Source organism: Streptomyces sp. NPDC021080, assembly GCF_044333225.1.
GTDB lineage: Bacteria > Actinomycetota > Actinomycetes > Streptomycetales > Streptomycetaceae > Streptomyces.
On record NZ_JBIRQM010000006.1, the window covers coordinates 526,664 to 548,900 of the forward strand.

Annotated in this window: 16 protein-coding genes and 1 pseudogene; 9 read left to right on the forward strand and 8 right to left on the reverse strand. The window is 73.4% G+C overall.

Annotated elements, in window-relative coordinates:
• Window positions 1-148: 148 nt before the first annotated feature.
• The 3 genes from hutH to ACH4S8_RS18175 form a co-directional block, all read right to left on the reverse strand.
• Window positions 149-1,687, reverse strand: a complete 1,539-nt coding sequence (gene hutH / locus ACH4S8_RS18165; protein ID WP_398395079.1) for a histidine ammonia-lyase — start codon at window positions 1,685-1,687, stop codon at window positions 149-151.
• Window positions 1,688-1,784: 97 nt separating this feature from the next.
• The gene (locus tag ACH4S8_RS18170; RefSeq protein WP_398394979.1) at window positions 1,785-2,939 is read right to left on the reverse strand and encodes a diguanylate cyclase domain-containing protein; all 1,155 of its coding nucleotides are present in this window, start codon (window positions 2,937-2,939) and stop codon (window positions 1,785-1,787) included.
• 86 nt (window positions 2,940-3,025) lie between these two features.
• Window positions 3,026-3,853 (reverse strand): enoyl-CoA hydratase/isomerase family protein, encoded by an 828-nt coding sequence (locus tag ACH4S8_RS18175; protein WP_398394981.1) that lies wholly within the window; start codon window positions 3,851-3,853, stop codon window positions 3,026-3,028.
• Window positions 3,854-4,056: 203 nt separating this feature from the next.
• Between ACH4S8_RS18175 and ACH4S8_RS18180 the strand changes: the two genes are divergently transcribed.
• Complete coding sequence (locus tag ACH4S8_RS18180) at window positions 4,057-6,141, forward strand: hypothetical protein (protein WP_398394983.1); 2,085 nt, start codon at window positions 4,057-4,059, stop codon at window positions 6,139-6,141.
• Window positions 6,142-6,168: 27 nt separating this feature from the next.
• Here ACH4S8_RS18180 and ACH4S8_RS18185 read toward each other — a convergent pair whose 3' ends face one another.
• Window positions 6,169-7,566 (reverse strand): adenylate/guanylate cyclase domain-containing protein, encoded by a 1,398-nt coding sequence (locus tag ACH4S8_RS18185; RefSeq protein WP_398394985.1) that lies wholly within the window; start codon window positions 7,564-7,566, stop codon window positions 6,169-6,171.
• Window positions 7,567-7,933: 367 nt separating this feature from the next.
• Entirely contained in the window at window positions 7,934-8,803 is an 870-nt protein-coding gene (locus tag ACH4S8_RS18190) for a biotin--[acetyl-CoA-carboxylase] ligase (protein ID WP_398394987.1), read from the reverse strand.
• Between the two features lie 163 nt (window positions 8,804-8,966).
• Here ACH4S8_RS18190 and ACH4S8_RS18195 point away from each other — a divergent pair, with 163 nt between their 5' ends.
• The 5 genes from ACH4S8_RS18195 (at window position 8,967) to ACH4S8_RS18215 (ending at window position 14,839) form a co-directional block, all read left to right on the forward strand.
• Window positions 8,967-10,559, forward strand: a complete 1,593-nt coding sequence (locus ACH4S8_RS18195) for an acyl-CoA carboxylase subunit beta (protein ID WP_398394989.1) — start codon at window positions 8,967-8,969, stop codon at window positions 10,557-10,559.
• A 31-nt stretch (window positions 10,560-10,590) separates the two neighbouring features.
• Window positions 10,591-10,800, forward strand: coding sequence for an acyl-CoA carboxylase epsilon subunit (locus tag ACH4S8_RS18200; RefSeq protein WP_386603504.1), 210 nt, complete (start codon window positions 10,591-10,593; stop codon window positions 10,798-10,800).
• A 177-nt stretch (window positions 10,801-10,977) separates the two neighbouring features.
• Window positions 10,978-13,866: an AfsR/SARP family transcriptional regulator gene (locus ACH4S8_RS18205; RefSeq protein ID WP_398394992.1), complete on the forward strand. Its 2,889-nt coding sequence runs from the start codon at window positions 10,978-10,980 to the stop codon at window positions 13,864-13,866.
• Window positions 13,867-14,062: 196 nt separating this feature from the next.
• Entirely contained in the window at window positions 14,063-14,191 is a 129-nt protein-coding gene (gene mmpB, locus ACH4S8_RS18210; protein WP_398394994.1) for a morphogenic membrane protein MmpB, read from the forward strand.
• A 27-nt stretch (window positions 14,192-14,218) separates the two neighbouring features.
• Complete coding sequence (locus ACH4S8_RS18215; RefSeq protein ID WP_398394996.1) at window positions 14,219-14,839, forward strand: Maf family protein; 621 nt, start codon at window positions 14,219-14,221, stop codon at window positions 14,837-14,839.
• A gap of 407 nt (window positions 14,840-15,246) precedes the next feature.
• On the opposite strand, the pseudogene ACH4S8_RS18220 reads toward ACH4S8_RS18215, so the two are convergent.
• A pseudogene (locus ACH4S8_RS18220) lies at window positions 15,247-15,687 on the reverse strand (hypothetical protein); the annotation flags it as partial.
• Window positions 15,688-16,038: 351 nt separating this feature from the next.
• On the opposite strand from ACH4S8_RS18220, the gene ACH4S8_RS18225 reads away from it, so the two are divergent.
• Window positions 16,039-17,811, forward strand: a complete 1,773-nt coding sequence (locus ACH4S8_RS18225) for an acetyl/propionyl/methylcrotonyl-CoA carboxylase subunit alpha (protein ID WP_398394998.1) — start codon at window positions 16,039-16,041, stop codon at window positions 17,809-17,811.
• 325 nt (window positions 17,812-18,136) lie between these two features.
• Window positions 18,137-18,682 carry a TetR/AcrR family transcriptional regulator gene (locus ACH4S8_RS18230; RefSeq protein WP_398395081.1) on the forward strand — a complete coding sequence of 182 codons (546 nt, stop codon included), beginning with the start codon at window positions 18,137-18,139 and terminating at the stop codon, window positions 18,680-18,682.
• Between the two features lie 205 nt (window positions 18,683-18,887).
• Here the strand turns inward: ACH4S8_RS18230 and ACH4S8_RS18235 are convergent, their stop codons facing one another.
• Both ACH4S8_RS18235 and ACH4S8_RS18240 read right to left on the reverse strand, forming a co-directional pair.
• Window positions 18,888-19,856, reverse strand: coding sequence for a DeoR/GlpR family DNA-binding transcription regulator (locus tag ACH4S8_RS18235; RefSeq protein WP_361691386.1), 969 nt, complete (start codon window positions 19,854-19,856; stop codon window positions 18,888-18,890).
• Window positions 19,857-20,023: 167 nt separating this feature from the next.
• The gene (locus tag ACH4S8_RS18240; protein ID WP_398395000.1) at window positions 20,024-21,472 is read right to left on the reverse strand and encodes an NAD(P)H-quinone dehydrogenase; all 1,449 of its coding nucleotides are present in this window, start codon (window positions 21,470-21,472) and stop codon (window positions 20,024-20,026) included.
• A gap of 108 nt (window positions 21,473-21,580) precedes the next feature.
• Between ACH4S8_RS18240 and ACH4S8_RS18245 the strand changes: the two genes are divergently transcribed.
• On the forward strand, window positions 21,581-22,018 hold the full coding sequence (locus tag ACH4S8_RS18245; RefSeq protein ID WP_398395002.1) for a gamma-glutamylcyclotransferase: 438 nt from the start codon (window positions 21,581-21,583) through the stop codon (window positions 22,016-22,018).
• Window positions 22,019-22,237: the final 219 nt, after the last annotated feature.

Here is a 22,237-nt window from a genome sequence, read left to right on the forward strand (position 1 = left end):
CCGCCTGGTTTTTTTACCTTTATCTCCAAAAATATATTTGTTAAAAAAAAAATAAAAAATTTCACCCCCGGGGGGGGCCCCCCCGGGGGGGGGGGGGGGGGGGGGGGCCGGCCCCCCCCCCCCCCCCCACGCCTCGGGCCCGACTCTGCTAGGCGAGCGGGCCGGTCACCGGCTCCACCGCGGCCACCACACCGCCGGCGCGCACGAACGCGTCCGCCGCCGCCAGGTCGGGGGCGAGGAAGCGGTCCGGGCCGGGGCCCTGGACGCCGGCCGCGCGCACGGCGTCGATGACCGCCCGCGAGGCCGGGGCCGGGGTCAGGCCCTCGCGCAGCTCGATGGCGCGGGTGGCGGCGTACAGCTCGATCGCCACGATGCGGGTCAGGTTGTCCACGGAGGTGCGCAGCTTGCGCGCCGCCGACCAGCCCATGGAGACGTGGTCCTCCTGCATGGCGGAGGAGGGGATGGAGTCCGCGGACGCCGGTACGGCGAGCCGCTTCATCTCGCTGACCAGCGCGGCCTGCGTGTACTGGGCGATCATCAGGCCCGAGTCGACACCGGCGTCGTCCGCGAGGAACGGCGGCAGGCCGTGCGAGCGGTTCTTGTCGAGCAGCCGGTCGGTGCGGCGCTCGGCGATCGAGCCGAGGTCGGCGGCGGCGATGGCGAGGAAGTCGAGGACGTAGGCGACCGGGGCGCCGTGGAAGTTGCCGTTCGACTCGACGCGACCGTCGGGCAGCACGACCGGGTTGTCCACGGCGGAGGCCAGTTCGCGCTCGGCGACCGTGCGGGCGTGCGCGAGGGTGTCCCGGCCGGCGCCCGCGACCTGCGGGGCGCAGCGCACGGAGTAGGCGTCCTGGACGCGCGGGGCGTCGTCCTGGTGGTGGCCGGTGAGCTCCGAACCCTTCAGCACGGCCAGCATGTTGGCGGCGCTGGCGCTCTGGCCGGGGTGCGGGCGGATGGCGTGCAGCTCGGGGGCGAGGACCTTGTCCGTACCGAGGAGCGCTTCGAGGGAGAGGGCGGCGGTGACGTCGGCCGACTTGTACAGCGTCTCCAGGTCGGCGAGGGCCATGACCAGCATGCCGAGCATGCCGTCGGTGCCGTTGAGGAGGGCGAGGCCCTCCTTCTCGCGCAGTTCGACGGGGGTGATGCCGGCCTCGGCGAGCAGTTCGCCCGCGGGCCGCACGACGCCGTCGGGACCCTCGGCGTCGCCCTCGCCCATCAGGGTCAGGGCGCAGTGGGACAGCGGCGCGAGGTCGCCGGAGCAGCCGAGCGAGCCGTACTCGTGCACGACCGGGGTGATGCCCGCGTTCAGGATGTCCGCCATGGTCTGCGCGACCTCGGGGCGCACCCCGGTGTGCCCGGAGCAGACGGTCTTGAGCCGCAGGAACATCAGCGCGCGGACGACCTCGCGCTCGACGCGCGGGCCCATGCCGGCGGCGTGCGAGCGGACGATGTTGCGCTGCAGCTGGGCGCGCAGTTCCGGGCTGATGTGCCGGCTCGCCAGGGCGCCGAAACCGGTGGAGACGCCGTAGACGGGCTCCGGCTTCGCGGCCAGCGCGTCCACGATCTCGCGGGCGGCGGCGAGGGCCGCCACCGCCTCGGCGGAGAGCTCGATCCGGGCGCCTTCGCGCGCCACGGCGAGAACGTCGGACGCGGTCACTCCGGACGTCCCCACCACCACAGTGTGCATATCCATATTCAGGAGCGTACGCAGTGAATTCGATGATGTCACTAGCGGGTGGCGGGTTGACCCCTTACTCCGGCGTACGTCACAACGGCCGCCCCGATCAGGTGCGGGGCCGGTCGTGGCGTCCGCGGAACCGGCGGCGTTCGCCCGCCGGGGGCGGGGGCGCGTCCGCGAGGCGCACGACGGGATCGTCGGGGCCCTCGCGCCCGGCGACCACGGGTTTCGCGGCCCGTACGGCCTTCGCGCGGTACTGGGCCGCGTCCGCCAGCCGGAACAGCCGGCGCGCCGACCGCACCGGGCCGATCGGGTCCCCGGTCGAGGCGACCCCGCACGCCACGCCCTCCCCGAGCTCCAACTCGGACGCGCGACAACAGAGTTCACCGGCGATACGGACCACGTCGTCCGCCGACGGGCCGACCGCCAGCAGACAGAACTCGTCGCCGCCGAGCCGGGCCGCCAGGGTGCCCGGGAGCATGGCCCCGCACAGCGAGAGCACCGACCCGAACCGCTCGAGGAGCCGGTCGCCGACGGCGTGCCCCAGGGTGTCGTTGACCCGCTTGAGGCCGTTGAGGTCGCAGACGACGAGGCTGACCACGGCGCCGTCCTCCCGGTGCCGCTCGACGGCCTCGTCGAGCCGTACGTCCACGGCGCGGCGGTTGGCGAGTCCGGTCAGGGAGTCGGTGTAGGCCAGGCGCCGGGCCTCCTCCAGGCGCTCGGTCTGGGCGATCCCGGCGGCGACGACGGAGGCGAGGACGGTCGCGAAGTCGGCGTCCTCCGGGCCGAAGACGGGGACTCCGGCCGGGCGGGCCACGTAGAGCTCGCCCCACGCCCGGCCGTTCAGCACGACGGGCGCGACGACGCAGCAGCCGCGGCCGCGCCGGCGCAGCGCGGCCACGCGCTGGTGGCAGTACCCGGCGGGGCCGGCCGCCGGGCCGTCGGCGGTCTCGACCCAGGCGTCGGGCTCGCCGCCGCCCGCCCATCGTTCGTGCAGGAACTCGGTGATCTCCGGGAACTGGTGCACCGGGTAGGCCTCCCCGTCGGGGAACTCGTCCTCGTCCGGGGCGCGGTCACCCACGTTGACCAGCACCCGCAGCCGGCCGAGTTCGCGCTCCCACACGGAGAGCGCGGCGAAGCTTCCGGCCAGCGCGTGGCACGCGCCGAGCGCCGCGGCCCGCCACGACTCCCGCGGGGTGTGCGCCGCCGCCATCCCCTGCGCCAGCGTCACCACGGCCCTCAGCCGACTGTCCTCGCCCATCGTCCCAGGCTAGGTATATTTGCCACCATTTGGGACATCAGGGGAGCGAACAGGGGGTACGGCCGTACGGCCGGGGACCGCGGGAACTACTCCCCCGGCCACTCCGGCTTGCGCTTCTCGTTGAACGCGGCGACACCCTCCGCCCGGTCCCCGGAGAAGGCGACGGACCGCCAGGCCGCGTCCTCGACCTCCAGGCCGGCCCGCAGATCGAGGCCGTGACCGAGCCGCAGGGCACGCTTGGCGGCACGCAGTCCGACCGGCGAGTTGGCGGCGATACGGGCGGCCAGGGCGAGCGCCTCCACCCTGTCCCGTCCGGCCTCCACCAGCTCGTCCACCAGGCCCAACTCCCTTGCCTCGGCGGCCTCCAGACGCCGTGCCGAGAAGATGAGCTCGGCGGCGCGCGCCGCCCCGACCCGGCGCGGCAGCAGCTGCGTACCGCCGCCTCCGGGGATCACGCCGACGGACACCTCGGGCAGTCCGACGACCGCCGAGCGGTCGGCCACGATCAGGTCGCAGGACAGCGCCAGCTCGAACCCGCCGCCCAGCGCGAAGCCGTGGACGGCGGCGACGGTCGGCATCGGCAGCTCCAGGACGCCGGTGTACGCGGCCCGCGCGAGGGGCCGCTGCCGCACCAGCTCGGCATCCGTGAAGGAGTTGCGCTCCTTCAGGTCGGCGCCGACGCAGAAGGCCCGCTCATGGGTGGAGGTCAGCACGACCACGCGGGCGTCCCGGTCGGCGGCGAGGGCCTCGCAGGCACCCGCGATGGAACGGGCCATGTCCGTGGACACGGCGTTCATGGCCTTGGGCCGGTCGAGGACGAGCTCGGCGACGTGCCCGTGGCGCCGTACGGCCACGAACTCCCCGAACCTCCGCTCGCCCGGCTCCGTCACCTGGTCCGCCTCGTGCTCCGCCATGACACCCTCCCGGTTAACGCGGGTTAACAATCGATGCTCCGATCATCGCAGCAGGGGCCGTCCGGCGAAACCCGCATCCTCGAGCCGTACCTCCTCGTTCGAGTGACATGTCGTCGAACTTCGTTTCGCCGCCCGCAGAGGGTGCATAACGTGCGCACCGCCGCAGCGCATCAGGGACACCGGCTCACCGGGGAGGGACGACCATGACGAACCGCGAGACACCACAGGCCGCCGGCACCCGGCCGGGCCGGCGAACCGCACTCACGCGACCGCCGGCCCAGCGGGTGGCCTCCGAGGCCACCGGGCCGGACACCGCGCCGGACCGGCGGTCCGGCTCCCCGGCGACGGCCTCCGCGGCGGCCGGGACCGCGCCCGCGGACGACGGGTGGATCCGCGTCACGCCGCTCAGCAAGGCGCTGCCGGCCGCCACCCCGACCGGCGCCGCCGCGTCGGACGCCCTGGACGCGCCCACCGGGAAAACGCCCACCGTCCGCATGGGCGCCATCCTGGCGGCCGCCAGGAAGAGGGCCGACGCCCACAGGGCGGCCGCCGGGAGGACGGACGGCGCCGACGCCGCCGAGACCCGGGCCCCGGCCGCGCCCGCGGCCACGACGGAGCCCGGGCCCGTCCCGGCCGCCACGGGGAAGGCCGGGACCACACCGGACAGGGCCGCGAAGGTCTGGGCCCCCGCGGCGGGAGGCACGCGGTCGCGTACGGCGGGGACCGCGACGGGCACGACCACACGCACGACCGGAGTCGCGGCGCGCGAGCAGGGCACGGAGACCGGAGCCGAGGCACGAACGTCCACGGTCGCGGCGGAAGCCGAGCGGGCGGAAGCCGGGAGCGAGGCGCACACGGCCGGAAACACGGCGAGCAAGCGCGGGGCGGAAGCCGGGGGCGAGACACGTCCGACCGGAGCCGCAGGGAACGCCCACAGGACGGACGCCGGAGCCGCAGCCCGAAAGACCACCGCCGCGGCGGACGCCGAGCGGACGGAGGCCGGGAGCGGGGCATACGCCGCCGAAGTCACGACGGCCGTCGAGCGGGCGGAAACCGGGGACGAGGCATACGCCGCCAGAGTCACGACGGGCGCCGGGCAGGCGGAGGCCGGGGACGGGGCATGCGCCGCCGAAGTCACGGCGGGCGCCGGGCGGGCGGAAGCCGGGAGCGGGGCACGTACGGACCGAGGCGCGGCCAGCGGGCGCTGCGTGAAGGCACGGGCCGACGCGCCGACGATCGCGGTCGCACAGAGCGCCCAAGCGACAGAAGCCGGAACCACAGCGCACGCGACCGGAGACCCGGCGGACGCCGAGCGGGCGGAGGCCGGGAGCAAGGCACACGCTGCCGAAGTCACGACGGGCGCCGGGCGGGCGGAGGCCGGGAACGAGGCATACGCCGCCGGAGTCACGACGGGCGCCGGGCAAGCGGAAACCGGGGACGAGGCATACGCCGCCGGAGTCACGACGGACGCCGGGCGGGCGGAGGCCGGGAGCGGGGCACGTACGGACCGAGGCGCGGCGAGCGGGCGTGGGGCGGAGGGCAGGGGCGGGGCGCGCGAGGGTGTGCGCGTCGTGAGAGGGCCGGGAGCGGAAGCCGGGGCGCGCGGGATCGTTCCGGCACCGCGTTCGGCCGGCGGGCGCCGGCCCGCGTTCGTACCCGGCGACGACGAAACCGCGCCCGTCCGGCTCCGTGCCGTCCGGGGCCGGCACCGCAAGCCCCGCCAGCGCCGGGTGCTCTTCGCCATGGGCGGACTCGCGCTCGCCGCGGGAGTGCTGAGCCTCGCCCGGATGACGCCGGACGCGGTGCCCGGGGACACGGCCGGGGGGAACGCGGAGGCCGAACCGATCGCGACGGCCACGGACAACGACTCGGCGGGCGACGCCGTCCCCACCGTCGCGGCCATGCCCTCGCCCACCCGGGCCGGAGCCGCCCCGGCGAGCCCCGCGATGGGCGGAACGAGCCCCGCCCCCACCTCGGACACGAGCCTGTTGCCGGAACCGGTCCCGACACCGGCCGCCACGATCCCGGCGGCGCGCGGCGGGGCCCCCGTCGCCACGGCACCGGGCTTCACCGGCATCCCCACGGCCCCCGTGACGACAGCACCGCCCGCGCGGTCGACGCCGGCGGCCACGCCGTCCACCGAGGTGCCGCGGCACACCGCGACCCCGGCTCCGGCCACCCCGGCGCCGTCCCACCGGCCGCCGGACGTGTGCGTACCGATCGTCGGGATCTGCGTGGACGGGCTGCTGTCACCCGGACGGAACGACCCCGGGCAGAACGAACAGTGAACAGGTACGGACGGCGGCGGGAAGGCGCTACGACTCGTCGGCCCGGCGGGCCAGCAGCCACGGCTCGATGACACCGAGGCCACGCACGGGCCGCTGCCACATCGGCTGGAGCGCGAAGCGGTACGAGGGGGGGGCCTCGCCCTCCTTCTCCGCGGCGGCCGCGGCCTCGGCGGCCTCCGCCTCCGAGGCGGGCGCGTCACCGGTGCGGGTCAGCTCCTCGGCGAGGGCACCGTCGACGAGGACGGCGTCGCGCGGTGCTATGGACGTGAGCCGGCTCGCCAGGTTCACGGTCGTACCGAACACATCGCCCATCCGGGTGGTCACCGTGCCGAAGGCGATGCCGACGCGCAGCTCCGGCATCGTCTCGTCGTTGGCCATCGTCTCGATGAGCCGCAGCGCGATCTCGGCGGCGACACCGGCGTCGTCCGCGGAGTAGAGCACCTCGTCGCCGAGCGTCTTGATGAGCCGGCCCCCGTGGGCCGCCACCAGGTCCGCCGCGGTGGTCTCGAAGGCCTCGACGAGTTCGCCGAGTTCCTCCTCCTCCATGCGGCGCGTCAGCCGGGTGAAGCCGACCAGGTCGGCGAAACCGACGGCGAGACGGCGGTCGACCATCTCCTCGTCGTCGGCCGCCTGCACGACCCGGCCGGTGGCCGCGGCGAGCTGGCGGCGCCAGACGTAGACGAGGAACTCCTCCAGCTCGGGCAGGAGCAGTTCGATCAGGGGGTACGTCACCTCGGTGCGCGTCATGCCCGGTTCCGGAGGCTCGGTCAGACCCTCCAGGAAGGAATCGATCTGCCATTCGGCCAGACGGGCGGTGGTCTGCCCGGTGGACCGGGCGACCTGGACGGCCATGGCCTCGCTCAGCAGGCCCGCCTCGACGAGACCGGCGAGACGGCGCAGGGCGAGCACGTCCGCCTCGGTCAGCGCCTTGGCCTGGCCGATGTCCGCGAAGCCCATCGCCCGCCAGAAGCGGGAGGCCAACTCCATGGAGACGCCGGCGCTGCGGGCGGCCTGGAACGGGGTGTACCGGCGCTCGGCACCGAGGATCAGCCCTTCCAGGCGCAGCGCGAGCGGGTCCTCGCCGGAGTCCGGTTCGGCCGACTCGGGGTCCACCCGGCCGTTCGCCTCGTGCCGTGCGTCGTGCCGCACGTCCGGCCGTGCGTCGCCGCCGTGGCCGTCCCTGCGGATGCCGCTCCCCGCGTCGAAGCGGTCGTCCCCGCGGATGCTGCCTCCCGCGTCGGGGCGGTGGCCGGGGCGGTCCGGGCGGATGCCGGTCCCGCCGTCGGGACGGGCGTCCTGCCGGGCCTCGCCGTCCGCGGCGGCCCGTGCGGGTGTCGCGTCCGTGACCGGCCCGGCGGTACGGCCGGGCTCGCCGCCGGGGGCGGGGTGGGCACCCGTGCCGGAGCCGGTGTCGTCGACGGTCACTCCTGCTGCCCTTCCGATCTGCCGTGGTCAGGTTCGACCGCGCTCAACTCTACGGCAGGTGTGCGCTGGCTCACTCCCGATGGCGGGACCTGGGCCGAGACGGTGCCGCAGGACTGGACCACTCCCCGGTCCGTGCCGTCCCACCACACACCGGACCGCACCCTCGCACCACCCGCCGCACCACGCTCCCGCACAACCCACCGCACGGCGACCTCGCCCGCCCCACCGCACCCCGCACCGTCGCGCCACGCCTCTCGCACGGCCGGCCCGCCACACCGGGCCACCGGGCCACCGGGTCACCGGGTCACCGGGTCACCGGGCCGAGTGTCCGTACGAGACATCCGGCCCCGGGCACCCGGCCGGTGTCTCACGCGGGGCGCAGGTGCACAACGTCCCCCGCTCCCACCGGTTCCTGGACGCCGTCCGCCGTCGCGATGACGAGGCGGCCGTCCCCGTCCAGGGCCACCGCCTCCCCGACGACCGTCCGGCCGCCGGGCAGCTCGGCCCGCACCGTGCGCCCGAGCGTCGCGCAGCCGGCCGCGTACGTCTCCTGGAGGCCGGAGGCGACGGGGTCGCCGCCCGCGTCCCGCCAGCGCCCGTACCACTCCTCCAGCGAGCGCAGCACGGCGCGCAGCACCGTGTCACGGTCCGTGGTCGTCGCTCCCGCGAGCACCAGCGATCCGGCACCCGGCACGGGCAGTTCGTCGGCGCGCAGGGAGACGTTGACGCCGATGCCGACCACGACCGCGTCGCTTCCCGCGCGCTCGGCGAGGATGCCGCCGGCCTTGCGTTCCTCACCGTCCACGGTGACCAGCAGGTCGTTCGGCCACTTGAGTGCCGTGTCGACCCCGGCGGAGCGCGAGAGCGCCGTCGCGACGGCGACACCGGTGAGCAGCGGCAGCCAGCCCCAGCGTTCGACGGGTACTCCGGTGGGCTTCAGCACCACGGAGAAGAAGAGGCCGGAACGGGCCGGCGCCGTCCACTGGCGGTCCAGGCGGCCGCGCCCGGCGTTCTGTTCCTCGGCGACGAGGACCGCGCCCTCGTCGGCCCCCTTCTCGCCGGTGACGACGGCGGCCAGGTCGGTGTTGGTCGACCCGGTCCGTTCCACCACCTCCACGTCGCACCACAGGCCGCCGTCACGGACCAGCGCCCGGCGCAGGGCGGCCCCGTTCAGCGGCGGACGGTCCAGGTCGGACCACCGGTTGTCGTTCGCGTCTGCTGCATCTCGCGGCGTCATGCAACCCAGCCTAGGTGTGGTAAACGCCGCACTGCCGATCGGTAGGCACGCCACTACGCTACGGATGAGTAGCAAGCCCCCCTTCTGAGCGCTGCTTCTGAGCACCGCGTTTCCGAGCAGTCACCCTCACGTCCCCTTAGATCAGGCAGGGAGCCGCAACCCGATGTCCGAGCCGGAAGAGCTGCACCACCCCGACATCCACACCACCGCGGGCAAGCTCGCGGATCTGCAGCGCCGCATCCAGGAAGCGACGCACGCCGGCTCGGAGCGCGCCGTCGAAAAGCAGCACGCCAAGGGCAAGCTGACGGCTCGTGAGCGCATCGAACTGCTGATGGACGACGGTTCCTTCGTCGAGTTCGACGAGTTCGCGCGGCACCGGTCGACGGACTTCGGCCTGGAGAAGAACCGCCCTTACGGCGACGGTGTGGTCACCGGCTACGGCACGGTCGACGGCCGTCCGGTCGCTGTGTTCTCCCAGGACTTCACCGTGTTCGGCGGTGCTCTCGGCGAGGTCTTCGGCCAGAAGATCATGAAGGTGATGGACTTCGCGCTGAAGACCGGCTGCCCGGTCATCGGCATCAACGACTCGGGCGGCGCCCGGATCCAGGAGGGCGTGAGCGCTCTCGGCATGTACGGCGAGATCTTCCGCCGCAACGTGCACGCCTCGGGTGTCGTCCCGCAGATCAGCCTGGTCGTCGGCCCGTGCGCGGGCGGCGCGGTGTACTCCCCCGCCATCACCGACTTCACGGTGATGGTCGATCAGACCTCGCACATGTTCATCACGGGTCCCGACGTCATCAAGACGGTCACGGGCGAGGACGTCGGCTTCGAGGAGCTGGGCGGCGCCCGGACCCACAACGCCGTGTCGGGCGTGGCCCATCACATGGCGGGCGACGAGAAGGACGCCATCGAGTACGTCAAGCAGCTGCTGTCGTACCTGCCGTCCAACAACCTCAGCGAGCCCCCGGTGTTCCCGGAGGAGGCGGACCTCGCCCTCACGGACGAGGACCGCGAGCTGGACACGATCGTGCCGGACAGCGCGAACCAGCCGTACGACATGCACACGGTGATCGAACACGTCCTGGACGACGCCGAGTTCTTCGAGACGCAGGCGCTGTTCGCGCCGAACATCCTCACCGGCTTCGGCCGGGTCGAGGGCCACCCGGTCGGCATCGTCGCCAACCAGCCGATGCAGTTCGCCGGTTGCCTCGACATCGACGCGAGCGAGAAGGCCGCGCGGTTCGTGCGGACCTGCGACGCGTTCAACGTGCCGGTCCTGACCTTCGTGGACGTGCCCGGCTTCCTCCCCGGCGTCGACCAGGAACACACGGGCATCATCCGCCGCGGCGCCAAGCTGATCTACGCGTACGCCGAGGCGACCGTCCCGCTGATCACGATCATCACCCGCAAGGCCTTCGGCGGCGCGTACGACGTCATGGGCTCCAAGCACCTGGGCGCCGACCTCAACCTCGCCTGGCCCACCGCCCAGATCGCGGTCATGGGCGCGCAGGGCGCGGTGAACATCCTGCACCGCCGCACCATCGCGGCCGCCGAGGACCAGGACGCCACCCGGGCCCGGCTCATCCAGGAGTACGAGGACACGCTGCTGAACCCGTACACGGCGGCCGAGCGCGGGTACATCGACGGCGTGATCATGCCGTCGCAGACCCGCTCCCACGTCGTCCGCGGCCTGCGTCAGCTGCGCACGAAGCGGGCATCACTGCCCCCGAAGAAGCACGGCAACATCCCGCTCTAGAACCCCGCAGACCCGGATCCTGGGAGCAGACATGACGATCAAGGTCGTACGGGGCAATCCGACCCCGGAGGAGCTGGCCGCCGCACTGGCGGTGGTCCGCGCACGCGCCGCGGCGGTGGCGTCCGCCCCGTCCGGCGCGTCCGGGCCGCGCGACTCCTGGTCCGACCCCGCCCGCATCGCCGCGCACCGGCTCCCGAGGCCGGGCCCGACGACGTGGGGCCGCACGTACTGGCCGGGCTAGACCCGCCGCCAGGACGCGAGCACCGGAGATCCCCCGTGGGCCCCGCCCCGGGGGATCTCGGCTTTTCCGGGCAATTGTGCGTCCCGTCAAGGGGGTTGAAGCGTCTCTGTCCATGGGGGGCGAACGACCCTCCCGCGGGGGCGAACGGCGCTGCCCGGGACGGCCGCAGGGGGTGCCATGACCGTGTTCGGGCTGCTCGGTCCGCTGGTGGTGCACGACGGGACGCTGGATCTTCCGGTGGGAGGCCCCAAGGTCCGGGTCCTGCTGGCCGCGCTGCTGCTGCAGGCGAACCGGACGGTGCCGAAGGACGCCCTCGTCGTGGCGCTGTGGGGTCCCCGTCCCCCGGCGACCGCCCGTTCCTCCCTGTTCAACCATGTGACGCGGCTGCGGCGGCAGTTGGCGCCCCTGGACACCGGCGCGCCACGGCTCGCCACGGTCCCGTCCGGATACAGCCTGCGGGTCGCCGCGGGCGAGTTCGACGTCGAGGTCTTCGACGCCCGTCTCGGCGCCGCGCACCGGGCGCACACGGACCGGGACTGGGAGGCGGTGGTACGGCGGAGCGCCGAGGCGGCGGCGCTCTGGCGCGGACAGCCGCTGGAGGACCTCGCCGGATTCGCGGACACCGAGCCGCAGACCCAGCTGGTCCGGCAACTGCTGGAAAACCGGCTTCAGGTGACGGAGTGGGAGTTCGACGCGGCCCTCGCTCTCGGCCGGCATCACGAGGTGCTCCCACGGCTGAGGGTGCTCGCCGCCGAGCACCCTCTGCGCGAGGCCTTCCACCGGCAGCTGATGCTCGCGCTGTACCGCTCGGACCGTCAGGCGGAGGCACTGCAGGCGTACGCGCGGCTGCGCCGCGACCTCGTTGAGGAACTGGGCGTCGAGCCCTCGGCCGCGGTGCGGGCCGCGCACCAGGAGGTGCTCGCCGGCCCGGGCGCCGCAGCCGGCCCCGAAGCCGTTCCCGTTCCCGTGTCCCGGCCCGGACCGCCGCCATCGGCACCGCCACCGCTGCGCCAGCTTCCGGCGGACACGGAGCGCTTCACCGGCCGCGCCGCGGAGATCGCCACGCTCACCGCGCTGCTCCGCCCCGGGGACGGTGCCGGGAACGGCACAGAGCACGGCGCGGGGGCCCCGCGGGCCGCCCGTCCTCCCCGTCCCGTCGTCATCTCCGGCATGGGCGGTATCGGCAAGACGGCGCTGGCCGTCCATGTGGCGCACCGGCTGCGCGAGGACTTCCCCGACGGGCAGGTCTACGCCGACCTGCGCGGCTTCGGGCCGGGCCGGGAGCGCACGCCCCGGGACCTGCTGACCCGCTTCATGGCGGACCTCGGGGTGGTCGCGGAGCCGCTGCCCGACGACACGGACGACTGCGCCGCACTGTTCCGTACCGTCATGGCCGAACGCCGGATGCTGCTGGTGCTCGACAACGCACGGGACGCCGCCCAGGTCGCTCCGCTGCTGCCGGGCAGCGGCAGCTGCGCCGTGGTGGTCACGAGCCGCCGCGTTCTCGCGGACCTGCCCGACGCCGCGTTCGTCCCGCTGTCTCCCCTCGGCCGTGCCGACCAGGAGGCACTCCTGACCGCGCTGTGCGGCGCCCGGCGGGTGCTGGAGGAACCGGACGCGGCCGCCGAGGTCCTGGACCGCTGCGGAGGGCTGCCGCTGGCGCTGCGGGTCGTCGGCGGCAGGCTGGCCTCACGGCGGGCATGGCCGCTCTCCCTGCTCGCCGGGCGGCTGGCCTCCGGCGCGAACCGGCTGCGGGAACTGAGCGTGGGCGCTCTGGACGTCCACGCGACCTTCGCGATGAGCTACGTCGCCATGCGGGACGGCGAAGGGGACGAGGAGCGGGCGGCCGCCCGCGCCTTCCGGCTGCTGGGGATGTGGGCCGGGCACGAGCTGTGCCCGTCGTCGGCGGCCGCGCTGCTCGGCCTGCCCGCGCCGGAGGCGGCCCGGCTGCTGGACCTGCTGGCCGACGTCGCCCTCGTACGCAACCCCGCACCCGAGCGGTACGGCTTCCACGATCTGCTCGGCGAGTACGCGGCCGAGCGGGCCCGCGCCGAGGTGAGCGCGGAGGAACAGGCGGACGCCACGGTCCGGCTGCTCTCCTGGTACGTGGCGGCGGTGCAGGAGGCGTCGAGGGCGACCGTCGGCGAGACCCAGCCGCCTCCGCCGCTCGACGAGCAGCCGGCCGGACCCGTACCGGAGTTCACGGACGCCCACCAGGCCCTGGCGTGGTACGTACGGGAACTGCCCGCCATCAAGCACGCCGTCGCGCGGGCCGGGGCCCTCGGCCGGTCCGACGTGGCCTGGCGCCTCGCCGTCGGGCTCTTCGGCTACGCGGACACCCACTGGTGGACCGGCGAGTGGGACACGTGTCTGCGGGCCGCCCTGGACATCGCGCTGGAGCACGACGACACCGTGGGGCAGGCCTGGCTGTACCGCCGCACCGCCGTCGCACACGGCATGGCCCACCGCGACGACGCGTGCCTGGAGGACCTGCACACGGCCCTGGACCTCTTCGAACGGGCGGAGGACATCGCCGCGCAGGCGTCCATCACCGGCAACATGAGCGCACTGCACGTCCAGGCCGGCCGGGCGGCCGAGGGACTGTCGTACGCGCTGCGGTCCATGGAGCTCTACAGGCGGACGAACAGTCCGGGCAGCGACGCGCTGGTGTACGGCAGGATCGCCGACGCGCTGCAGCTGGCGGGGGACTTCGAGGGCGCCGCCGGGCAGCACCGACGGCTCGTCCCCCTGCTGCGGAGCCGGGCGCGCCCCACGGCCCTCGCCACGGCCCTGACGAACTACGGTTCGGCGCTGGTGGAACTGGGCCTGCGCGACGAGGCCTTCGCCGCGCTGGACGAGGCCCTGGCCCTTCGGCGCCGTGTCGGCGACCGCGGGGGCGAGGCGGACTGTCTGGCGGCGACCGCCCGGGCACATCACCGCTTCGGGGACGCGGAGGCCGCCCGGCGCTGCCGGGAGGCCTGTCTCGACCTCGCACGGGCCCACGCGCTGCCCCGGCGCGCCCGGGAGGGCCTCGGCGGCATCGCCGCCCCGGACGGCGCCCGCTGATCCGTCCCGGACCGCCCCACCCGTCCCGGAACGGCCCGCCCGGCCCGCCCGGCGGAACGCCCCGCCGCGCACCCGGCACCCGGCACCCGGCACCCGGCACCCGGCACGGAACGACGGAGCCGTTTTCACAGGATGCACGCAAGTTGAGTACGCGTACTCAGGCGCCCGGCCGCCCCGTCGCAGCACGATCGGGAGCATGCTGTGGTCCGACCCGGAGAACGACCCCCCCAAGGATCTCCGCGACATGCAGGACATGTTGCGACGCCTGGGCGTTCTCCTGGCGCTGGCCATGGTGGTCGGGATGACGCTGGCGTGCATCCACTGAACGGCCCGGCGCCGATACCCTGATTCCATGACCGATCAGCCGCGCCGTCGCCTCGTCCTCGCCTCACAGTCCCCAGCCCGGCTCAATCTGCTGCGGCAGGCCGGACTCGCCCCCGAGGTGATCGTGAGCGGGGTCGACGAGGACGCCGTCACCGCACCCACTCCCGCCGAACTCGCCCTCGCGCTGGCCGAGGCGAAGGCCTCCGTCGTGGCGGCGCGGCCCGAGGTCCAGGGCGCGCTGGTGATCGGCTGCGACTCCGTACTGGACCTGGACGGCCAGGCCCTCGGCAAGCCCGCGGACGCCGAGGAGGCCACCGCGCGCTGGAAGACGATGCGCGGCCGCGCGGGCACGCTCCAGACGGGCCACTGCGTCTGGGACACGGCGCAGAAGCGCTGGGAGTCCGCGATCGCCTCGACCGTGGTCCGCTTCGGCGAACCGACCGACGCGGAGATCGCCGCGTACGTCGCCTCGGGCGAACCCCTGCACGTGGCGGGCGCGTTCACCCTGGACGGCCGCTCGGCCCCCTTCATCGAGGGCATCGACGGCGACCACGGCAACGTCATCGGCATCTCGCTGCCGCTGGTGCGCCGGCTGCTCGCCGAACTGGGCGTCGGCATCACGGAGTTGTGGACCCCTCAGGAGGGGTGACGGCCACGGGCCGGGCGTCGGGTCAAGCCCGACCGCCGCCCGGCCACTCCAGGAACGTCCGTACGACAGCGGCCGGGCGGCCGGACGAGCGATCAGGAAGCCGCGGGGGCCGGCAACGCCGCGACCACGGTCTCGCCCGCGACCACCTCTTTGTCCGCGAGCACGGTCTCGTCCGCGACCGCGGCTTCCTCTTCGGAGGCACCCTTCGCGTCGGCGCCCCGTGTCCCGGCGGCCCGCTCGTCCGCGTCCCGCGTACCGGCGCTCTTCGCCTCGGCGTCCTTCGCGCCGGCGCCCTTCGACAGGTCGACACTCCCGGCGGCCACGCCCGCGTCCGGCTCGGGCCGCTCCGCACCGGCACCCTCGCCCTCGCCCGCGCCGGAATCGCCCGCCTCGGCGGCGTCGCCCTCGCCGTCACCGGTCCTGCCGGTCTCCGGCGCGGCGTCGACGGGTCCGCTCTCCCTGCGGTCGTACGCCAGGAGGGTGAACACGATCAACGCGAACCCGATCATCATGAAGGCGAAGGCCCCCCAGCCCACCAGGCCCACCGTGAAGGCGCCGAGCAGGGCGTGGACCACGGCGGCGCTGATCAGCGCGACACGCCCGAAAAGGCCCGGGGGGCGCTGCCGGAGCGCGACCAGCAGGGCCGCCACGGCGCACGCCAGGAAGTAGAGGCCGAAGACCAGTCCACCGATCTTCGACGACCGCGCCATAAGGTCGGAGTCGAGCCCCGCCATGGACATGTCCTGGCGGTCGACGACCACACCGAGGAACCAGTTGAGGAGGGCGATGCCTACCGCCTCCACGAAGAGCACGATCGCCGCCACCCACACCAGCGGTCTGCGCACCACCGGCCCCACCCACTTCCCCTGTTACCCCAAGTACGTTCCAGACATCCCGAACGCTACTAACGGGTAAACCCTGGGACAAGGGTTCCGCCGGGGGCAAAGAATCGTTGGGCCATTCGTAGGGACTCGACAAAGAATCGTTGTGGGCCGCAGCACGGAGTCACAGAGACCTTGGCCACACAGGAGGGCTAGGGTTCAGGGAAGGATTCCCGCGTGCCTTGGCACGACAAGGGTTTTCGCGGGTAGGGCGAGCCTCGTATCACGCTCCGTGTGGGCAAGCTCACCACTGGGGACAGCTCGAAACGTCGTGTTGGCTGTCCCTAAACTCGGCTTGTTTTCAAGGAGGGAGCCATCGTGCGCAAGGTGCTCATCGCCAACCGTGGCGAAATCGCTGTCCGCGTGGCCCGAGCATGTCGGGATGCCGGGATCGCGAGCGTTGCCGTGTATGCGGAACCGGACCGGGACGCTCTGCATGTCCGTGCCGCGGACGAGGCGTTCGCGCTGGGCGGTGACACCCCGGCCTCCAGTTACCTGGACTTCGCCAAGGTGCTGCAGGCCGCCAAGGACTCGGGCGCGGATGCCATCCATCCGGGTTACGGCTTCCTTTCGGAGAACGCGGACTTCGCCCAGGCCGTTCTCGACGCCGGGCTGATCTGGATCGGCCCGCCGCCGCAGGCGATCCGCGACCTCGGTGACAAGGTCGCCGCCCGGCACATCGCGCAGCGCGCGGGTGCGCCGCTGGTGGCCGGCACCCCGGACCCGGTCTCGGGTGCCGACGAGGTCGTCGCGTTCGCCGAGCAGCACGGTCTGCCGATCGCGATCAAGGCCGCCTTCGGTGGCGGCGGCCGCGGTCTGAAGGTCGCCCGGACCCTGGAAGAGGTGCCGGAGCTGTACGAGTCGGCGGTGCGCGAGGCGGTCGCGGCCTTCGGTCGCGGCGAGTGCTTCGTGGAGCGCTACCTCGACAAGCCCCGGCACGTGGAGACCCAGTGCCTGGCCGACAGCCACGGCAACGTGGTCGTCGTCTCCACCCGTGACTGCTCGCTGCAGCGCCGCCACCAGAAGCTGGTCGAGGAAGCCCCCGCCCCGTTCCTGTCCGAGGCGCAGGTGGAGGAGCTGTACGCGTCCTCCAAGGCGATCCTGAAGGAGGCCGGCTACGTCGGCGCGGGAACCGTGGAGTTCCTGGTCGGCATGGACGGCACGATCTCCTTCCTGGAGGTCAACACCCGTCTGCAGGTCGAGCACCCGGTCACCGAGGAGGTCGCCGGCATCGACCTGGTCCGCGAGATGTTCCGTATCGCCGACGGCGAGGAACTGGGTTACGGCGATCCCGAACTGCGCGGCCACTCCATCGAGTTCCGCATCAACGGCGAGGACCCGGGCCGGAACTTCCTGCCCGCCCCCGGCACGGTCACTGCCTTCTCGGCGCCGACCGGCCCCGGTGTCCGCCTGGACGCGGGCGTCGAGGCCGGCAGCGTCATCGGCCCGGCGTGGGACTCCCTGCTCGCCAAGCTGATCGTCACCGGCGCCACCCGCAAGCAGGCTCTGCAGCGGGCCGCCCGCGCGCTGGCCGAGTTCCAGGTCGAGGGCATGGCGACCGCGATCCCCTTCCACCGCGCGGTGGTCGAGGACCCGGCGTTCGCCCCCGAGCTGACCGGTTCCAGCGACCCGTTCACGGTCCACACCCGCTGGATCGAGACCGAGTTCGTCAACGAGATCAAGCCGTTCGCCGCCCCGGCCGACGCCGAGACCGACGACGAGCCCGGCCGCGAGACGGTGGTCGTCGAGGTCGGCGGCAAGCGCCTCGAGGTCTCGCTGCCCGTCTCGCTGGGCATGTCGCTGGCCCGCACCGGTCTGGCCGCGGGCGCCAAGCCCAAGCGCCGGGCCGCGAAGAAGTCCGGCCCCGTCGCCTCGGGCGACACCCTCGCCTCCCCGATGCAGGGCACCATCGTCAAGGTGGCCGTCGAGGAGGGCCAGGAGGTCAAGGAAGGCGATCTGATCGTCGTCCTGGAGGCCATGAAGATGGAACAGCCCCTGAACGCTCACCGCTCCGGCACCGTCAAGGGCCTGAGCGCGGAGGTCGGCGCCTCCGTCACCTCCGGCGCCCCGATCTGCGAGATCAAGGACTGAGCACACCGGGCACCATGGACGGGTGACACACCCGTCCCGTCGCGTCCGAAGCGCCCGGCGAACCGCGTATGCGGCCCGCCGGGCGCTTCGCCGTACGGGGGTGAACCCCGTCCACGGCGGCGCTCGGCCTCCCGTCCGCGCAACCGCCATGATGCTTCGAGCCGTCCGGCGCACAGCCCGTGGGCGTCCGTCCGGGGGCCGCCGGTGGCATCCTGGAGCGCATCCGGGCGGCGGGAGAGGGCAGGTGGAAGCCATGGTGGGCGCGACCGCGAGGGAACGGGCCGGGATCTCCGGTCCCGCCCCGGGCCCAGGAGCGCCGCGCGTGATGCGCGCGGACGCCCGGCGCAATTACGGACGGCTGCTCGCCGAGGCGCGCTCCGCGTTCGCCGAGCACGGCACGGACACGTCCCTGGAGGACGTGGCGCGGCGCGCGGGCGTCGGGATCGGCACGCTGTACCGGCACTTCCCGAATCGGCACGCGTTGATGAGCGCGGTCTTCGAGGAGGCCGTGAGCGATCTGCTGGCCCGCTCGCGTGAGCTGCTCGACGCCCCGCAGCCGTGCACCGCCCTGGTGGAGTGGCTGCGCGAGATCATCACGCACGCGAGTGAGTACCGGGGGCTCTCACGCGCCCTCATGTCGGCCTCGCGGGACGAGGGTTCACACCTCGCCCGGTGCAGCGGTCCGATGCGTGAGGCGGGCAGCGCCCTGCTGCTCCGCGCCCAGGAATCGGGAGCCGTACGCCCCGACGTCTCGATCGGGGACCTCCTCCAGTTGACCAACGCGATCGCGCTGGCCGCGGAGGAAACCGCGGACGACCCCGAACTGGCCGACCGTCTGCTGAACCTGACGCTGCGCGGTCTGAAGCCGTGAGCGACACGGCTCCTGGCGCCGTGCACCGGCCCGGCCGACGGCCCGGTGCCACGAGCCGACCCGGCTGGACGGCCTGACGAGGAACCCGGGCCGGACAGCCCGGCTCCGTGAACCGGCCCGGCTCGACCGCCTGAACCGTGAACCGACCCGGCTGGACGGTCGGACGAGTGATCCGGCCACCGGCGTCACGGCCCGCCGGAACCGCTCAGCGGCGTCGGAGATCGGCCACCCGTGCCCGTTCGGCCGGGGGCTGGTCCCCCATCACCGTCGCGCTCCGTAGTTGCGGTCCCGAGCCCGGGACCACCTGGCCGCGGCGCGGGCCCGGGAGGGGTACGTCCCGACGCGGCTGGCGCCCCGCCGGGAGCGGATCCCCTCCCGCACCGCCCGAAGCCGACGACCCGGCCACCGCGATCTGTACGCCCTGATCGGCCAGGGCCTGCAGTTCGGTGGCCGCCCTGTCGTCGTGGGCGGGCGGCTCGTCCGTGACCAGACGGGTGATGAGATCGGTCGGCACGGTCTGGAACATGGTGTCCGTCCCGAGCTTGGTGTGGTCGGCGAGGACCACGACCTCCGCGGCCGCCTGGACGAGAGCGCGGTCCACGGACGCCGAGAGCATGTTGGACGTGGAGAGTCCGCGCTCGGCGGTCAGACCGCTCCCGGAGAGGAACGCCCGGGAGACGCGCAGCCCTTGCAGGGACTGCTCCGCACCCGAGCCGACCAGGGCGTAGTTGGAACCGCGCAGGGTGCCGCCGGTCATCACGACCTCCACGCGGTTGGCGTGGGCCAACGCCTGGGCCACCAGCAGGGAGTTGGTGACGACGGTCAGACCGGGCACCCGTGCGAGCCGGCGGGCCAGCTCCTGCGTGGTGGTACCCGCCCCCACCACGATGGCCTCGCCCTCTTCGACGAGACCCGCGGCGAGATCGGCGATGGCGGTCTTCTCGGCGGTCGCGAGATGCGATTTCTGCGGAAAGCCGGACTCCCGCGTGAACCCGCCCGGCAATACCGCACCGCCGTGCCGGCGGTCGAGGAGTCCTTCTGCCTCCAGCGCGCGCACGTCCCGCCGTACGGTCACTTCGGAGGTCTGGACGACGCGGGCGAGCTCACGGAGCGACACGGCCCCGTTCGCTCGCACCATTTCGAGGATCAATTGGCGACGTTCTGCAGCGAACACGAAACTGACAGTAACCCCAACGACCGTCTGCTTTCAGCAGTTTGCGCCGAATAACAGAAGTTGTTCGCATGGCAGGGTGCTGAGTGGTATACGTGCCCACTCGCGCCGACCCTGCCGTGCGCAGCGTCACCAACTCCCCTTGACCAGCGGGGAGTCGCCGGAAGGCGTCAGCCCTCGCCCGCGGTCTTCCGGGTGTGCAGCTGTCGTGCCACCTCGGCGATCGAGCCGGACAGGGACGGGTACACGGTGAACGCGTTCGCGATCTGTTCGACCGTCAGATTGTTGTCGACCGCGATCGAGATGGGGTGGATCAGCTCCGAGGCGCGCGGGGAGACGACCACGCCGCCGACCACGATGCCGGTGCCGGGACGGCAGAAGATCTTGACGAAGCCGTCGCGGATGCCCTGCATCTTGGCGCGCGGGTTGCGCAGCAGCGGCAGCTTCACGACCCGGGCGTCGATCTTGCCCGCGTCGACGTCCGCCTGGGAGTAGCCGACGGTCGCGATCTCGGGGTCGGTGAAGACGTTCGAGGAGACCGTCTTCAGATTGAGCGGGGCCACCGCGTCGCCGAGGAAGTGGTACATGGCGATGCGGCCCTGCATGGCGGCGACGGACGCGAGGGCGAAGATGCCGGTCACGTCTCCGGCCGCGTACACGCCCGGAGCGGTCGTGCGCGAGACCCTGTCGGTCCAGATGTGCCCGGAGTCGCGGACCCTGACGCCGGCCTCCTCCAGACCCATCCCGCTGCTGTTCGGGATGGCGCCGACGGCCATCAGACAGTGCGTGCCGCTGATGACCCGGCCGTCGGAGAGCGTGACCTCGACCCGGTCGCCGACGCGCTTGGCGGACTCGGCGCGGGAACGGGCCATGACGTTCATGCCACGGCGGCGGAAGACGTCCTCCAGGACCGCGGCGGCGTCCGGGTCCTCGCCCGGCAGCACCCGGTCGCGGCTGGAGACGAGGGTGACGCGGGAGCCGAGCGCCTGGTAGGCGCCGGCGAACTCGGCACCGGTGACACCGGAGCCGACCACGATGAGCTCCTCGGGCAGCTCGTCGAGGTCGTAGACCTGGGTCCAGTTCAGGATGCGCTCGCCGTCGGGCTGCGCGTCGGGCAGCTCGCGCGGGTGCCCGCCGGTGGCGATGAGCACGGCATCGGCGGTGAGGGTCTCCTCGGTGCCGTCCGCGGCGCTCACGACGACCTTGCGGGAGCCGTCCAGGGACTGCATGCCCTCCAGCCGGCCGCGGCCGCGCAGGACACGGGCGCCGGCGCGGGTCACCGAGGCCGTGATGTCGTGCGACTGGGCGAGCGCGAGGCGCTTCACACGGCGGTTGACCTTGCCGAGGTCGACGCCGACCACCTTGGCCGCCTGCTCCATGGGAGGGGTGTCGTCGGCGACGATGATCCCCAGCTCCTCGTAGGAGGAGTCGAACGTCGTCATCACCTCGGCCGTGGCGATGAGAGTCTTCGACGGCACGCAGTCGGTGAGCACCGACGCCCCGCCCAGACCGTCGCAGTCGACGACGGTCACCTCCGCGCCGAGCTGCGCGGCAACCAGCGCCGCTTCATATCCGCCGGGTCCGCCACCGATGATCACGATCCGAGTCACGTACTCCATTGTCCCGCACGCTTCAAGGTGCTTCCGCCCAAGGGGCCGCTAGGCCGGGACATCCGAGCCACTTTGTTACGCGAGAGGCGTACGGGCCGCTGCCGTACCCTCGACCCCATGTCGCTCTACGCCGCGTACGCCGGCAATCTCGACCCGCGGCTCATGACGCGCCGCGCCCCTCATTCGCCGCTGCGCGCCACCGGCTGGCTGAACGGCTGGCGGCTGACGTTCGGCGGCGAGCACATGGGCTGGGAGGGGGCGCTCGCGACGATCGTCGAGGCGCCGCGGTCCCAGGTCTTCGTGGCGCTGTACGACATCGCCCCCCTGGACGAGGACTCCATGGACCGATGGGAGGGCGTCGGCCTCGACGTCTACCGCCGGATGCGCGTACGCGTGCACACTCTGGAGGGTGAGGAAGCGGCGTGGGTCTACGTACTGAACGGGTACGAGGGGGGACTCCCCTCGGCGCGTTACCTGGGCGAGCTGGCGGACGCCGCCGAGTCGGCGGGGGCGCCGCACGACTACATCATGGAACTGCGCAAGCGGCCCTGCTGAGGCCCGCCTCCCCCGGCGCGCCCCGCCGCTCAGCGGCGGAATCCGTGCCGCTCGGCGGCGGTTCTCGCCCACCCGTCCCGCTCCGGCGCGAGGGCGCCCTCGTCACCCCGCCGCTCCGCGGCGCGTCCCTCACCCGCCCGCCCGTCCCGCCCGGTCGCGCGAGTGCCCCCGCTCTCACCCGTTTGTCGGAAACGACAAGACAACGATCGCAAGACCGTG